Here is a 15520-nt window from a genome sequence, read left to right on the forward strand (position 1 = left end):
CGTGCCTGTGAGTATATAGCCAGAATTTGACAGGTCTTTAGTCTGTACTATACTTAAAGTGTAAGGAAAAGAAACGCCAAAGGGCGTCTCTTGGACCTGCAACAGAAACCATCTTTTTAGATGGTTTTTGTTTTTCTGGCGCTTTGAAATCTCCTGATGCCCTATCATTCACTTGTTAATATTTCAATAATCTAAATTCGCTAAAATAACCCTAATCGTTATTTATTGCGAACTGAAATGGTTGCCAGAAAACAGCTCAACATTCCCAAAAGAAATCAGGCGAATGTCATTAAGAATTTGAATAAATATCTGGAAAGTCAGAATTTGCCTGTTCGCATGCCTATTGATGGCATATGCCGGGGATTAGCAGTTCTGCGGTGCAAATATATTCTTGAAAACCGTGAAAGCAAATATTTTTCAATAATAGATAAAATAGCTAATCTGGAAAAGCTCGATAAAGACTCTATAAATGAAGTAAATCATTTTGTAGTTGAGACTCTCGTTGCCTTTTCTCCCCATCTTTTTGATTCGACCAAAGAACAAAGGCATTCACTATCCAATCTGTCGATTAATGGTCATCCTCTGAAACCTTCTTTGAAAATGAGCCTGATCGCGAAAGATGAGAAGTGGGTTTCAGTACTTCAGGATATTGATCTTAAGCCCAGGGAGGGAATGTTATTAACCCTCACCAATCATGCTGTAAGTGTTTCAAGATTGGAAAATGGCCAGTATCGTCTGGCGGATCCTAATGATCCTGAGGGGTTTATCCACTGTGCCGATGAGAAGTCTTTAATAGCAGGTATTCGTGAAATTGCCATAAAATGCGGCTGGAAAGGGGATTTAGGTCTTGATTTGGAAGTAGTCAGGCACCCCATAGCTGAGATACGAATTCCTCCGTTGCCTTCTTCTGCTGAACTTTTTTCCCGCTATCTCGATGCAGATGCCGTCTGTAGCCGATGGGATAATGAGCTTAAAAAAGAGGAAAAACTTTCCCAACTCATTTTTGCCTGCCGAAAAAATAATGCCAGGGCTGTGAAATTAATTTGTGAAAAGTCGAATCCTGTCGGTACCGATTTGCTCAAGGGATTAACCTATGCCGTAATGAGTAATAATGAAAAAGTAATTGATTATATGCTGGAGAGTGGCAATCAGGAGTTAATAAGCCTGGTTAAACGACCTGAAATTAGCCGACTGCTTTTTGATTTTGCCTTAATGCGTGGTAAATACGGCAGTTTTAAGTGTTTAATTGAAAATGACGCCACTCAGAATAATTATTTTGATTTAATTTTATCCGGTCAAAATGCCACGCAATATCTGAATCAGGCTGCCTTTGGAGGTAGTCCGGAAATCCTGAGTGATTTACTCAATGACTATCAGCAAAAATCGCACCCAATGTTGTCTAATGAGCAAATGGCTGATCATATTCTAAATAAATATAAGGGTAAGGATGCTATTGAAGCCGCAATTGGAGAAAAAGGAAACTGTGGGATGAGCAACACCAAATCGGTATCCTTGCTGCTTGACCGATTGAAGAAGGCCGACAGGTTCCCTGATGATGAAGTGCTGCTCCATTATACATTGCTTGCCGTGAAGACCAATCAGCCGCATCTGGTAAAATTGCTATGCGATACCATTTCGAATAACCTTGCCAAAGAAGCGCGCGAGAGATTGTTTAAATCAATTTATTTAAGTGTTGAGACTGCAAGGGAAACTGATTATTCAGTTTTAAAAGCCCTTGAAGATGCTGGCGCCGATTTTTCTTTTGGAGTCCGTGGAATAATGAAAGAAAAGAGAGGGCAGGCTCCCGGAATACTGCTCAGCATTGGAATTCAACTGTCTAAATTTAGCGATTGGCTGGATGGAATTACGAAGACCAATAATGTCAGCTATTGTAAAGAACGCTTAAAAATGTTTAAGCAGGGTATTGAAAGCGATGAAGCGAGCCGGGTACAGGCTGTTTCAACCTTCAGTGGGGCTTAGGTTCAATCGAGAATGGATTGGGTGTTGTTGGCTTTGCCTGTTGAGCTGAATCCAATACCTCAGCCGCTGCTACATCAGTTTTCTCAGATTTACTGCCTTGCAAGAGTTCCTTGTATCGATTGCTGATATTTTTTGTTTGATAAGCCTCTTCCTTTAAATCGGGTTTTAAAAGCTGAGGATTCATCCCATGGAAACTGGTTTCGTCCAGTTCTTTTACATTTCGAGCAAAACCATAGGTTGGGAAAAAATAATTTAATGCAGGGCTTAGCGCTTTGGGTAAAATCTTTTCAGCAAGAATATGCCCATTCGCGCCATTGGCACAATAAACCCGGGTAGTTTGACAACGCCCGGTTTCAGGATCAATTTCAGCTCCAAATCCTGAGCGCCACTGGTTCATATCCCCCGTGTGATAAGCGCCTACTACCTCTTTATCTTTTATTACAAGCCCTACGCCCAGCCCCCAGCTCACTTGTTTTCTGTCACTTGCATCTATATTAATTTCTTCCACCAGCATATCTTTTGATTGGGGAAAATAATCATTTTCCATCGTATAAATCGGCTCCTGAGGTTTGAAGGCATAATTCAGGCGATCATCATTAATCCAGGAGCTGACAAAGCTTGCATAGTCCTCAGCTGTTGTTTTTAAGCTATTCGCAGCAACGGGCTCATCGCCATAACTGCTGTGAGACATATTTAAAGCATGAGCCGCAAACACATTTGCCCAGGCCAGCGTTTCCAGATCACTGTGAGTGAGTTCTTCAATCGCCGTTTGTAAACAATCAATTCCTGGACCAGAATAAGCATAATAGGCTCCTGGCGTAAACTGAAAGGAGTAGGGTTTTTGCTCCACAATATGCAGGCCAGTCCGATGGGAAAGAATTATCCTTGCATTCAACTGTTTAGCCAGATCCCAATCCTCAGGTTTGAAATTCTTAAGAAAAGGATTGTCATTATCTGCTAATGTTTCACCGCCCGCATCTCGAAACACTTGATACAACGGAGTATCCAAATCAAATTGGCTATCCGATGAATTAAACTTGCCAAAACCGGGGATCGCCTCATCGGCCTTATTAGCTTCCAAAAGTTTGAGGACCAGATAAGCAAAAACGGGTTTGCTAAGTGAGGCTACCCCAAAAGGGGTTTTGGCCGTTGTTCCTATCGACAGAGTTGAAATATGTGCATCGCTATAAGAAGCAATAGCCGCTCCTTGAATGTTTGCCGAACGCATTAATTCTTCGGTGGAGCTGCGAGTGATTTCATTAACAGCATTGACTTCCTCAGTTGTCTTTAATGCCGGCTGTGCAGGGTGTGCCTGAGGCAGAAGTATTGCCAGTCCCGTGGCCCAGGACTCAGCTGTATGGCCGCCATTATGAAGCTTGCATCCAATATTTAATTTTCTGGCTAAAGTCATAACCGACTGAGTAAGCGGTTCGTCACCCTGGTTTCTATCGCCTGTTTCATGGGTTCCAGCCTGCAGATAAATACTTACCTCCCCTTGGGGAACAGTCTGTCTGGACAACTGGTCATATCCTGTGTCCAGCATTTTTAATAAGTATTGCTGCTCTTCCTGATTGTTCAGGGGAGCTCGCCAGGTGTCATCGTCTTCATAACGCGGAGGCGATTTATTTTCTTCATTATTCAGGCGTGAGGCAGGAGGGCCCCACCAGACAGCCGGAGATTGAGCAATCACCTGTCCGTAAATTTCAGGATGCATTCTGGCAGTGTAAAGTGCCTGAAGGCCCCCCAGGCTTTGACCACATAATCCTGTTTTTCTGGGATCGTCAGTTGTTTTCATCCCTGCTTGTTTCAGTGCGCCTGGAATGCTTTTTAGCATCGAATCGGTTTTTAAATCGCAGGCATATTCTCCAAGTCTTGGCATAGAAACCCATTGCCCCTCTTTCTGAGTGGGTGGGGAAGGGGAGACAAAGACGGCAACAATGGGGGGCATGCGGCCGTTTGCAATCAAATTATCCAGAATGGTTTTAGTACCCATACTGTTTCCAAAAGCATCCTGACGCAAATGCATGCCGCCATCCAGCATCACCTGAACTGGGTAGTCTTTGGAGTCTGAAGCCTCATATCCTGCTGGAATGTAAACTTCTATTAACTGCTCTCCTGGTTTTATCTGATGATGCTCATCCACGGGTTCACTTAAAATTCCCTCAGCGTTAAGGGCTCGCCTTTGGATACTGCCTTTGCTTTCTGTGGGCAACTCAGGATTCTCATAAACCGAAGCTATAATTTTTGCATTCGACAATGCTATTTTGCTGATAATATCGGGTTTCTGAGTTAATTTTCCCGGTTTTACATTCGGGTGCATATAAAAATCGCTGCTCTCATTAGGAGCCATCGTTCTTTTGGCCGTCCATTGACCATTTTTTTCGAGGGTCATGGGGAGCTGATGCGCTTCTCCGGCGGCATCATGATAGCCCAATAACATTTCATGTGGGGCAGGAGTTGCAGTGTCTGGGGTGTAAATGAAGGCGGCGGTAATCGCAGATGAAACAGTATCGATAATTATTTCCACCAATCCGGCGCTGGGCCCATCTATCATGATTTTTAAGGATTCTGGCATGTTGAGTCTGATTTAAATACGGTCATTAAATTATAGGCGGTCTAATGGCTTATGCTCCAGGTATGCTACGTACTGGACGGGTGTATTCACATTATTAAGCCACAATAATAATCATGAAATGTCAAGACTGGTTCTTTATAAGAAAATTGGATAAGATGCACGCCCGAAAAGCATTATTTTCTCCTTGTGGATAATTTTGCTCTCTTCTTCTGTATTTTCCAGTGCTCCTTTTATAAATCAACCTCATAACCCCCTGTATTTATTCGTTTATTTTACATTTTCCTATTTAATTCCTGCAATTTCACTTATCCACAAAAACTGTGGATAAGCATGTGCATAGTTTTCAGAAATGCTGATAATTAAAGGGAATAAGAGACTGCCCAGACATTTCTCAATCTGCTATCTCTGTCAGAGCCACAAACACTAGTGAATAATTGTTTTCATATTTGGAAAGAAATGGTTTCCAAATCAGCTAATTCTATAAAAGTTGCTTTTTGATTAAAATAGAACCATTAAGAGCGACTTGTAATCAGTTGCTTGTAATAATGAATATTTTAATAGACGAGGGAAACATTATGAGAAGGCACCAATACGAATTTTTTTTCATTGAGCCAGAAGAGCATGGAGAGCCTGATACCAAGTATTTAGTCTTTTCCTCAGCTTTAATCTCCAGCAGCCTCCGCCATGAAGTGTGCCACGGAAAAGATGGCCGGGTACGGGGATTCCATTTATTAAAAGAGAACGAATGGCTGATTCGTACCAGTTCATTAAAAGGGGTATTAACTATCGATTATAAAAAAGACGGGCAATCCTTATCGCTCCGATGCTATTTAACCACGCGGGGCTGGCGCCTTGATGATGGAAATTCAAGCCGGTTTGACTATTGTACCGATCCGGGTATGTCTGTTCTGTATGCCGATCAGCTGCTGGATGTTTTAAATCATTTATCACTATTACAAGGTTTACATCAGGTTCTGCCCGATAACGATATGGCGGCCACAGATGAAATGTTCAGTGCGTATTGCATCCATACTCCCTGAATGCTTTCTGCTTTACACGCCCGTATGCATTCAATATAATCTGATTAAAGTACAGTTATCAATTGGGCGGATATAGTTGATGAGAGGCGGGAAGCGTGAAGGTTCCGGGCGACCCAGGGGCAGCAACCAGTATGGTGAATCCACCAAGGCGATGCGTATTCCGATGTCTCGCATTGAGGAAGTAAAATGTTTGATTACAGGGGCGAATCCAGCGTCCATTCCTTTATACAGCTGTAAAGTGAAAGCTGGATTTCCTTCACCGGCGGATGATTACATTGAAGCCTATGTCAGCTTAAATGAATTTCTGATTAAGCATCCCTCGTCTACTTTTCTGTTAACAGCCTCCGGGGATTCAATGAAAGATGCGGGGATCGTCAATGGCGATTTACTCGTAGTCGATCGCAGCCTTGAGCCTGCACATGGGCGAATCGTCATTGCGGCAGTTGATGGGGAGCTAACCGTCAAACGCTTGTCACGCATCAACGGCCAGGTTCAGCTAATACCGGAGAATTCTGCTTTTTCACCCATTGATATCACTGAAAATCAGGATTTGATTATCTGGGGAGTGGTCACACATGTCATCCATCAGACTTTATAAGCGCCTCCCCAAAGTACTATTTCAGTCGCAAGAAGGTGTAGCCTGTTCCATCAAATAGTTTTAATACCAATCTGGTACCGGTAACCGCGCCTTCACCCTGAACTGGTCCATCGTTAATCGATAAAAATCCATTTTCGCATTCCAGTTGATAGGAATAGGTGTTGCCATTTTCAACGTCACCGTGAGCAGTGTAATTGAATCGAAAACTGTTCAATCCATTTTCTCTGGTGAATGAGGCCTGTGCCTCAAATAGGTAAGCGAGATACGGGCTTACATATCGACCTTCACCCTGCCATGAACGGGATAAGCTGTCGCAGGTATTGGCAGCAAAAGCGCTGTTTAAGAATACTAGTAAAAAATGAAATAACAGTATTTGAGTTTTCGTCATAATCAGTCCTTTAAAGGTAACTTCCAGCCGTAATATGACAGAAAGTAAAGTAACATGTCGAGTTTTTTGTGATGCGCCTGCAAAAGGGGGTATTCATTCAGTTTGAACCGCATAATGCAGTGGCGCCCCTCTGTCCGTGCGAGAAAAGTGATTAAAATCCAGTTGGTAAATCGCGGGAGAGGGGATTTTCTTAAAAAACTTCACTTAAAATCCTCTCTCCCTCTGGGAGAGAGTTAGAGAGAGGGTTTAAATGACAGGGCCGTTACCCTGTAAGTCCTTTAGGTTCCAATGAAAAACTCTTGGTTGATTTGAGTTCTTTTATTACTTGCTGCAATTGTGGTAATGGCTCGACGGCATGGGCCTTATCAGTAAAAAACTGGATTCGAGCTTTTCCTTTAGCTTCCGTATTAGAGGAACTCTGCGGCAAGGTTTTTTCTTTTTCAGAGCTTGCATGTTTTTGCAGGGGTGAGCTTGAAGATCTTATTCTGCCGAGGTTAGTCAGGCTGCGTGCTCTCGTTAAAAAGCCGTGTTTTGAAGTGCCGACACTGGGTGTGGATTCAGTGGGTTCCGGATTCTCTTTACTTGCCAGGTTCTCTTCTATAACGACCCGGAAAGTAGTTTGAACGGGCTCTGACTTATATTGCTTATTAAGCCATGCAGGCACATCAGGATGCACATTTATTGTGGAAGTGGAGTCATGCAGTGTAATTTCCATTTGGCTCTTGTCTAGCAATCTTTTTACCTGGCCAATCTGTTTTTGGAGCGGCTCAAGGTCTGCATTTCGTTGTTGTAACTGGGTTTCCAGTTCGGCAATTTCCTGTGACAATTTTACCAGACTGAGTGAATCAGATGGAAAATCAAGAAGAGACGAGCTGTCTTTCCATTTGCTGTACAATTGATTTTGTTTTTGTTTATCAGTGGATTGCATCATTTGTTCAGCTATTTGAAATCTCAGCTGCAGCGCCACAGAAGCTTGTTGCACTTTCCTGGCTTCCTGTTCCAGGCGATTCAATTGATTTTGAAGTTCTTGCTTAATGGCTTCGAGTCTTTCCAGTTCTTTGATTGTGTCGGGTTCAGGAGCAATAAACTGGTTCGCGGACTCGGCAATGTTGGCGAATGTTTCGCTGATAAGTCGAGAGCCTGTACTTTGATTGAGCTCAAAAAGCTCCTTACCCAAAATGGCAAATTGTGAAAATATCTGAGCGCAAATAATATGCTTGTCCTGAAGATGTCGGGATTTTAAAGAGGGCCAGGCCAGTATTTCCGCTAGTCGCTGATAAAACTGGTTTGCTTCTTTATATTGGCTTAAGGCAAGAGCTGCTGCTTTACGAATGGAAAGAAAGGCAGGCGAAGCAATCAGCATAAGCAGTTTTTTAATCAACTCGTCTTCTGAATCTTCTGGAGTCACCTTAAGATGATTCAATGTGAAAAATTTCAATATAGTTTTGCTGTCCAAGGCTGTGTTTGGAGCAATCAGCGAATAAATTTTCTTGAAGGGATATAAATAAATTTCTAACTGCCTGATATCCATTTCATTGAGAAGATTTTCCTTATTAACCTCTCTAAGCACTTCAAGGTTTTCTTTATAGAAGGAGGAAAAGACCTCAAGTATTTTAAGTTCTTTTTCTTGTATTTCATTACATAGATTGTAAAGTGTTTTCAAAATTCAACCTGAAACAAGCAAAAATGCTCATCATTTTAAGCAGTAATTATTAAGGAAAAATTAAGAATAAAAAAATAAGTTGGCTAAAGTTTTTCGTAACTCCCCTCGTACGTCATCCTGAGTGTCATGTACGTCATCCTGAGCGTCATGTACGTCATCCTGAGCGTCATGTACGTCATCCTGAGCGTAGCGAAGGATCTCAAACTGTTAGAACTGAGCCAGCTTCAGGGGATCCTTCACTGCGTTCAGGATGACGTTGAAACGCAAATAGGAAACGTGCAATATTTTGTAACTTCCCAGTACGTCATCCTGAGCGTCATGTACGTCATCCTGAGCGTAGCGAAGGATCTCAAACTGTTAGAACTGAGCCAGCTTCAGGGGATCCTTCACTGCGTTCAGGATGACGTTGAGACGATTTGACAACCTAAGGAGTTACAGTTTTTCTGAAATTATTAAAAAAAGATAAAAGAACTTATTGGTCACTTTTTGTGCCAACAGATCAATAGTAAATAATTTTAAAGGTCATTTAAAAAAATATTGAATTATTTTTCTACAGTGTGTTAACATCGAGTTCTTTTATTTAAGGGGATAAAAATGGCACGTTTTTTTTCAGCCAATTTACTTGGAACTACTGCGCTTCGTATTATAACGGATGACGAGAAAAAGAGAGAGGATCGAGTTCTTTTTTATGATAAGTTTGAATCAGCCTCAGACTTTGCATCGCGACTTATCAGTCTGGTCGTCGCTCCCATCATTATTACGACAATATCTGCGGGATTTGCTATATTAGCCACTGCTCAGTTTTTATGGGGCCTTTGCAACTACCTGGCTGGCAATATAAGGGGTGGGAATCACCTAATGAAGGAAGCGCGCGAAAATGCAGGTTTTGCCCTGGGAATTTTCCTTGTAGCTGTAGCGAGTGTGCCCTGCAATATAGTTGATTTTGGCGGCGCCTTATGGAATACACTGCCCTCCTGTTCCGAAGAAGAGGACTTAAGTGAAGCCCCAGGCTTAAATTAAACCGTGTATTAAAGATCATACTTTCCCTTCTGCGAAAGCGGAGGGGATTTAAACGTAGCCTCTCATATTCCCGTCTCAATTATTAAAAAATAGAATAATCAGATTCCTGGTTTGCTCTTACTTTAAGTAAGCAAACACAATGAAATTGTTTATATCTTAGCCTAACAGATTAAATATTAATAAAATATGAGTTCTATGAGAAATTTATTGCATTATTTTTCTACAGTATGTTAGAATTGGCTTCTTTTTAAGAATTGAAGAGGATAAAAATGAAAAAGCGACATTTTGGATTAAATTTATTTGGAACCACGCTTATTTCCGCGATTAGTCAAAATGATAATGACACCCCAGCCGAAAAAAAAATCCACTTGTTTGAGGCCTTTGAATCTGTTTGGGATTTTTCATCCAGACTTTTAAGTATAGTAACAGCTCCAGTTATTGGCACTGTGATAAGTGCTGGATTGGCTCTGGCTGCTGCAGCTAGTGTTTTCTGGGGACTTTGTAATTACTTAGCCTTCAATAAGGCAGACGGAAATCAGGCAATGAGTGATGCTAAAGAGCTAGCAGTTTATAGTCTGGCTTTTCTTGCTATCACTTTAGTGGGTTCGCTTTTAAATATAGCTGATTTCGCTGGTGCTGCCTGGAATTCACTGCCTTCATGCTCTGAAGAAGATGAGTCTAGCCAACTTTATCAAACTATCTAAATCATAAGTGACGAACATGTTTCCTTCCGCGAAAGCGGAAGGTTTCAAACTAATTCCCGCCCATCCCACCGTAATTTTTTTACAAACCTGAAAAAAGCCCAATCTTTAGCTGGCTCATACTTCATGGCATAATCAAGGATTTATGACTGATAGTAAGGCGAGGCTTCTGAATGGATAAAAATTATTGGGAAGAGAAATGGCTGGCCAGGGATATTGGATTTAATCAGCAGCAACCCAATAAACTTATGCAGCGCTATTTTCCCTCTTTGAATTTAGCTCGGGGTTCTCGTATTTTTGTACCCTTGTGCGGGCAGAGTGTAGATATGCTATGGCTTTCAGAGCAGGACTATCTGGTCATTGGCGTTGAATACAGTCAAATGGCTTGTGATGCTTTTTTTGATGAGAACAAGATTCCTTGCAGGATAGTCGAAGTCGACAATTTCACAGTCTATAGCAGCGGCACCATCACTTTATTATCAGGTGATTTTTTCGAAATCAGACCGTCTGTTATTGGCAACATCGATGCAGTTTACGATAGGGCAGCGCTGATTGCTTTAACGCCAGAGCTTCGTCAAGCCTATGCCAGGCATTTAACGGAACTGATGCGTCCAGAAACAAAGATGCTCTTAATCACAACAAGCTACAAACAGGATGAAATGCGAGGACCACCATTTTCAGTAGATGAACAGGAGGTGACTGAACTGTACAGTGCCTGTTTTGATATAAATCAATTATATAATAAACCTTTTGATGTGCCTTCTCATCTTCAAAACCGTGGGTTAAGGCAGGGGGCTGAACAAGTCTATTCTTTGACCAAAATAAATGACCACAGTAGATATTTTCATTTAAATCCTCTCGCCCCTTAGGGGAGAGAGTTAGAGACACTGCCATTAAGTTAAGGAAATCTTGTCTTTCCCGCGAAGGCGGGAATCCATTCCTCAATTGGCATTATAGCGAGCTCAGAGATGGAATCCCCGCCTTCGCGGGGAGGACAGTTTACATACAACTGAGCTTAACTTAATGGCAGTGCAAGTTAGAGAGAGGGAATAAAATCAACACTTCCCCTTTTAAAAAGTACCATAATGCCATTACTCTTTTGACCACTTTGGAAATGGACAGGCCAGCGACAAATCAGTACAATTGTGCACCGCGCTTGTAGAGATAATGTAACTCCCCAGGCACGTCATCCTGAGCGTAGCGAAAGATCTCAAACTACCCGGAGCTGAGCCAGATTCAAGAGATCCTTCACTGCTTCAGGATGACGTTCTGGGGAGTTAAGATATAATCATGAATCCTGAGGCGGAATCAGCCAAAAGTCAGCAGGCTAATTACAGGCATTTAACAAGGAGGGACAAATTTCCACGTGAATGAAGTCCTCGCTTGATGGAGTTTATATAATGTCATTATATAAAATTGCGATAGTGGGCAAACCGAATACCGGCAAAACGCAGCTTGTTCGCCGATTGATTGGAAGTTCTTTTCAAACTCAATACCGAAGAACCATTGGCCATGATTTTTTTGAGTATTCTCATGGCAAAAAAAGAGCACAGCTTTGTGACACAGTAAATGACCCCTTTAATGAAAGCCTGGGAAGTGCCTATCTTAATGGTGTACAAACCATACTATACTGTGTTGACATTTCATTAGACGAGCCTCTGGATATAGCCGATTATCAACACAAAATTGACGAAATTATCAGAGAGTATCCAAAATCCAAAATTATACTGCTGGGTACAAAATGTGATATTCAGAATCATGACGCGCTTATCAGTTTTACTCAATGGGCCGATAAAGCCAGGCTCAGACATCTGATAATCTCCTCAAGATCTGATGAGGGGATTGAGCAATTAAAAACTTTTTTGAATGAGCCAATTGTAAATCATGTCAAAAGAACAGAATATCGTGAGATTCTCGAAAAACTGATTTTTAATATCAGTGAAGGGATTAATCGAAAAACGCGCGGCGAAAACTCCGAAAAGCTGCGATTCTTAAAAGAGGTTTTGAGTGACGTTATTGATGAAAGCAAGCATTTTGATGAGGCTGCTATTAAAAACAGAATTAAAAGCCTCTGCGAAATGAAACGTCATTTCTGGAACTTTTATAAACCTCATAGTGTAAAAGAGTATGAGGAAATGATTGCTGAAGAGAAAAGAGCACCGCAGGCAGGTGGTTAGATCTTTGGATGCCACGACTTGTTCGGGGCATCCAGAAATGGCGAAGTTTAAATCAAAACATGTTACTGATTCTGACTGGATACCTTTATCCTCGCTATTTGATCATTTCTCCAGTTCATTAATGAGATACCATAATTTTATCATCATTTCATTTTTTACTCTGAAGCTTGCGAAACTCGATTCTTCCTTGCTGTCAGCCAGATGACTTGCAAAGCGAATAACGCGTCCATCCTTTTCTATCCAGCCCACAAACCACCCATGCTGCAAGTTTAATTTCTGGCTTTTGTCCGCGGACAATTGTTGTCCACTACCCGTTTTTCCATATAATTTCCAGCCGCCGACCAGCTCCTGAATGAAGAGGATTTCTTTGGTCATGGCATAGGCTTTGTTTTGCAGGGGCAATTGATGATTGATCAGCTTTTGAAGAAAATCGACTTGTTCTTCTGGTGAAATGGCGAGAGAGCTTGATAGCCAGGCATGGGTTAAACCGTTATTTTGCCCCTTATCACCAGAAACATCCTGATTACCGTAATCGAATGCCTGCACATAGGCTTTAAAACGTTTCATTCCCAGTTGTCTCGTTAACACCTGAGAATACCAGACGCAGGAATCTCTGATCCAGGTACGGGGATTGTGAGGGTACTTCCAGACATTAAGATACAGTTCATATTCCTTTTTATAAGGCCACAGCGGGTGAAGCGGATCTTTTAAAATGCCCGAATCAAATCCCATCAGACTCAGTGCGATTTTAAAAGTCGATGCGGGCGAATAGCGTTGATTACAATCCTCTCCTTCCTGTTTCAGGATCCTTTGATTTTCCTTGATCAGGTAACAGCTCTTCTCAGGCAAAATTGAAGAACCAAAAGCTAATACAGGTAAAAGAAGCAGCAAGGCATATTTTTTCATTAATTATTTCTCTGATATTGGATACATCATCCCTCTGCTAATGCAGAGGGGAAGGATTATCTTGTAGCGCTTAAGGCCAGACTTTCAATTGCAATCTGACGGAATACGGGAGCCGCGAGTTCTCCCCCATTCCTCAATACCTCGCCATTTTTAGTCAGATGACCTTCTTCAATGATGACGGTAATTACATAGCGGGGTGCATTTGCAGGAATATATCCGGCAAACAGGGCAAGCTGAAGTCCCTGGGAATCCTGAGGATTTTCCAAAAGCGTTCCCGTTTTACCAGCGACTGAAATGCCTGAAATATCAGCAAGTGTTCCTGTTCCTTTTTTCACCACATTTTCAAGCATATGAGTGACAGAACTGGCTGTTTGTTCTGAAATGACAGCTGGCCTGGCGGTGGAAAACAGATGACCTTTGTTTGCCAGGATGGCGTAAGATTTAGTTAGCGATTCAATTGTCACCGGAATATTTTCCCCCACAGCAGTCTCTGCGAGCTGAAGCCTTTCATTTTGGCCAGATTGCCAACCGGTCTTCAGGTCAAATCCAAACTGGCTTAGTTTTTCTTTGATAATCGAAGCTCCCGTTTGTTCGCTCACTTTAATCAGGCACACATTAATGGATTTCGCAATAGCTTGAGACAGGGAGACCGTAGTTACGCTTCGATCGCTGTTGCTAAACATTTTCCCATTTACAGAATAGGGTGAAGGGCAATCATAGACCTGATTTTCCGAGCTTTTGCCAGAATCAATTGCTGCGGCAGCAATAAAAGGTTTAATGGTAGAACCGGGAGAGAAAATACGCGATTTCCAACTGGGATATTGCTTATCCTGACTTAGTTCAGCAAAAGCAATTATGTTTCCTGTACTGGCATCTGCAATAGCAACAACAGCCGATTTTGCATGGTACTGATTAATCGCTTTGCTGACTTCCTTTTCTGCAATCGTCTGAATTTTTTGATCTAGCGCGGATAAGTCCATTTCTTTTATTTGAGTCGCGCTTAATGTGCCGCTAGCGGAATAGGCTACGCAGAGCGGCAGCAAAATGGAAAATGCGGCAATTGCCGTTCCCGATATCATTTTTCGGGATGTATTGCCTGAGTATTGGTTTAACATTGAAATCCTCCTGATAATAAAAGTGGAGTCTTTATTTTCTTTGCTTAAAGCCATACCTATCGTGCAGGCAAACGCAGGAATTGATTGCAGAGAATTAGAAGACAAGTTTTGTACAACATGAAAAAGGCAGCGGCCATAATCGAGTGCTAAAATGTTGCGGCGACCGACTACTTTTTCGTCACAGGCACATTCCTGTAAATCGCTTAACACACGCTGCCATTGAGCGATGCCCGGATTGGCAAAGAAAACAATCCTTAAAACTTCAACGACATAAGCCCATACGCAATCTCCGTTACGATGATGCTGACCCTCATGAGCAATCGCAATTTTTGCGTATTTCGGAGTAGACAATAATGAAACCGGCAACACTATATAGGCTTTTCCAAACAGATTGACTGAAAAGGGGATATGGCATTGATCAGAGACTTTCACCCGCAGTCTACCAGCGCTTCGATAAGAAATGGCCTCGCTTAAAAGCCTTCGTAATGTAGTCCAATGCGCCCATACCCGATAAATGCGAATGAAAATAAATAAACCAAATAGAAGAAGAAAAAGCTTTAGATAACTTAGCTCGGTAACTTTGGGTATTGGGGAGTCAAGACCTAATTTAGTTAAGTCATTGCTTACAACAGGCTGCTTTATATAGTCTTGAAGACTGTCCAGTGAGACGAGTTTTGGCAGTTTTATGTTCGGCGCTGAAGGAATGCTTTGAATTATCAGCGGCGAAATGACGCAACTGATTAATAAAAGACGGGTGAGCTTAAGCTTGAGGGAGGGTTGCTTCGCAAACCAGGGGAGCCGGATAAACCAGGAGCTTAACAATAACAGGCAATGAATGCTTAATACAATTTCCAGAAATAACATTATTCAATTCCTGTCAGGTTTTTATCGGTGCTTAACTGTTTTAGCGCTTTTTCAATCGCCTGAATATCCTGCTGTTGCAGTTTATTGGCGACTAGCAGACGTTGAACAAGTGCCAGGGGCTCCCCATCAAACACATTGGTGACTACATGATCAAGACAAGTGCTTTCATAATCAGATTTTGAAACAACGGGTATGAAAATATGGGCATGAGTGCTTTTCTGACATTTGAGAAAGCCTTTCTTTTCCAGCACCTTGAACACAGTAGCGACGGTGGTGTAGGCCAGGGATCTTTTTGCGGAAAGCTGTGAAACCACTTCTTTAATCGTGGTATTGCCTAAAGTCCAGATGATATTCATCAGTTCAAGCTCTACTTCAGTGAGAAGGCGTTCATGAGCCATAGTCGAATGTATTTTTTTTGGGGACATTGATTACTCCGATGTTATGACTGGATGTCTACTATTTTTTTAGTAGATGCTACTATAAAAATAGTAGA

At 41.9% G+C, this 15520-nt stretch carries 14 protein-coding genes; 8 read left to right on the plus strand and 6 right to left on the minus strand.

The window, feature by feature from the left end; translation table 11 throughout:
* Positions 1-237 precede the first annotated feature (237 nt).
* A complete protein-coding gene (locus LXA66_RS06715; RefSeq protein WP_233012503.1) occupies positions 238-1980 on the plus strand; it encodes a hypothetical protein in 1743 nt (580 codons plus the stop codon).
* On the opposite strand, the gene LXA66_RS06720 is transcribed toward LXA66_RS06715, so the two are convergent.
* The gene (locus LXA66_RS06720; RefSeq protein WP_233012504.1) at positions 1967-4555 is read right to left on the minus strand and encodes an alpha/beta hydrolase-fold protein; all 2589 of its coding nucleotides are present in this window, start codon (positions 4553-4555) and stop codon (positions 1967-1969) included. The genes LXA66_RS06715 and LXA66_RS06720 overlap by 14 nt on opposite strands.
* Before the next feature lie 575 nt (positions 4556-5130).
* On the opposite strand from LXA66_RS06720, the gene LXA66_RS06725 reads away from it, so the two are divergent.
* On the plus strand, positions 5131-5595 hold the full coding sequence (locus tag LXA66_RS06725; protein WP_233012505.1) for a hypothetical protein: 465 nt from the start codon (positions 5131-5133) through the stop codon (positions 5593-5595).
* Positions 5596-5671: 76 nt separating this feature from the next.
* Positions 5672-6193, plus strand: a complete 522-nt coding sequence (locus LXA66_RS06730; protein WP_370637198.1) for a LexA family protein — start codon at positions 5672-5674, stop codon at positions 6191-6193.
* 16 nt (positions 6194-6209) lie between these two features.
* Here LXA66_RS06730 and LXA66_RS06735 read toward each other — a convergent pair whose 3' ends face one another.
* Both LXA66_RS06735 and LXA66_RS06740 read right to left on the minus strand, forming a co-directional pair.
* Positions 6210-6581, minus strand: coding sequence for a hypothetical protein (locus LXA66_RS06735; RefSeq protein WP_233012506.1), 372 nt, complete (start codon positions 6579-6581; stop codon positions 6210-6212).
* 262 nt (positions 6582-6843) lie between these two features.
* A complete protein-coding gene (locus LXA66_RS06740) occupies positions 6844-8244 on the minus strand; it encodes a hypothetical protein (RefSeq protein WP_233012507.1) in 1401 nt (466 codons plus the stop codon).
* Positions 8245-8370: 126 nt separating this feature from the next.
* Between LXA66_RS06740 and LXA66_RS06745 the strand changes: the two genes are divergently transcribed.
* From LXA66_RS06745 to LXA66_RS06765, 5 genes are all read left to right on the plus strand, one after another.
* Positions 8371-8664 carry a hypothetical protein gene (locus LXA66_RS06745; protein WP_233012508.1) on the plus strand — a complete coding sequence of 98 codons (294 nt, stop codon included), beginning with the start codon at positions 8371-8373 and terminating at the stop codon, positions 8662-8664.
* A 174-nt stretch (positions 8665-8838) separates the two neighbouring features.
* Positions 8839-9264, plus strand: a complete 426-nt coding sequence (locus tag LXA66_RS06750; RefSeq protein ID WP_233012509.1) for a hypothetical protein — start codon at positions 8839-8841, stop codon at positions 9262-9264.
* A 269-nt stretch (positions 9265-9533) separates the two neighbouring features.
* Positions 9534-9968, plus strand: coding sequence for a hypothetical protein (locus tag LXA66_RS06755; RefSeq protein ID WP_233012510.1), 435 nt, complete (start codon positions 9534-9536; stop codon positions 9966-9968).
* A 170-nt stretch (positions 9969-10138) separates the two neighbouring features.
* On the plus strand, positions 10139-10834 hold the full coding sequence (gene tmpT / locus LXA66_RS06760; protein ID WP_233012511.1) for a thiopurine S-methyltransferase: 696 nt from the start codon (positions 10139-10141) through the stop codon (positions 10832-10834).
* A gap of 531 nt (positions 10835-11365) precedes the next feature.
* A complete protein-coding gene (locus tag LXA66_RS06765; protein ID WP_233012512.1) occupies positions 11366-12142 on the plus strand; it encodes a GTP-binding protein in 777 nt (258 codons plus the stop codon).
* A 102-nt stretch (positions 12143-12244) separates the two neighbouring features.
* Here LXA66_RS06765 and blaOXA read toward each other — a convergent pair whose 3' ends face one another.
* The 3 genes from blaOXA to LXA66_RS06780 are packed head-to-tail and all read right to left on the minus strand — an operon-like array spanning position 12245 to position 15452.
* Positions 12245-13048, minus strand: a complete 804-nt coding sequence (gene blaOXA / locus LXA66_RS06770; RefSeq protein ID WP_233012513.1) for a class D beta-lactamase — start codon at positions 13046-13048, stop codon at positions 12245-12247.
* Positions 13049-13104: 56 nt separating this feature from the next.
* Positions 13105-15027 (minus strand): M56 family metallopeptidase, encoded by a 1923-nt coding sequence (locus LXA66_RS06775; RefSeq protein WP_233012514.1) that lies wholly within the window; start codon positions 15025-15027, stop codon positions 13105-13107.
* On the minus strand, positions 15027-15452 hold the full coding sequence (locus LXA66_RS06780; RefSeq protein WP_233012515.1) for a BlaI/MecI/CopY family transcriptional regulator: 426 nt from the start codon (positions 15450-15452) through the stop codon (positions 15027-15029). Before LXA66_RS06780 ends, LXA66_RS06775 begins: the two co-directional genes overlap by 1 nt.
* Positions 15453-15520: the final 68 nt, after the last annotated feature.

Source organism: Legionella sp. 16cNR16C, from assembly GCF_021297775.1.
GTDB lineage: Bacteria > Pseudomonadota > Gammaproteobacteria > Legionellales > Legionellaceae > Legionella_C > Legionella_C quinlivanii_A.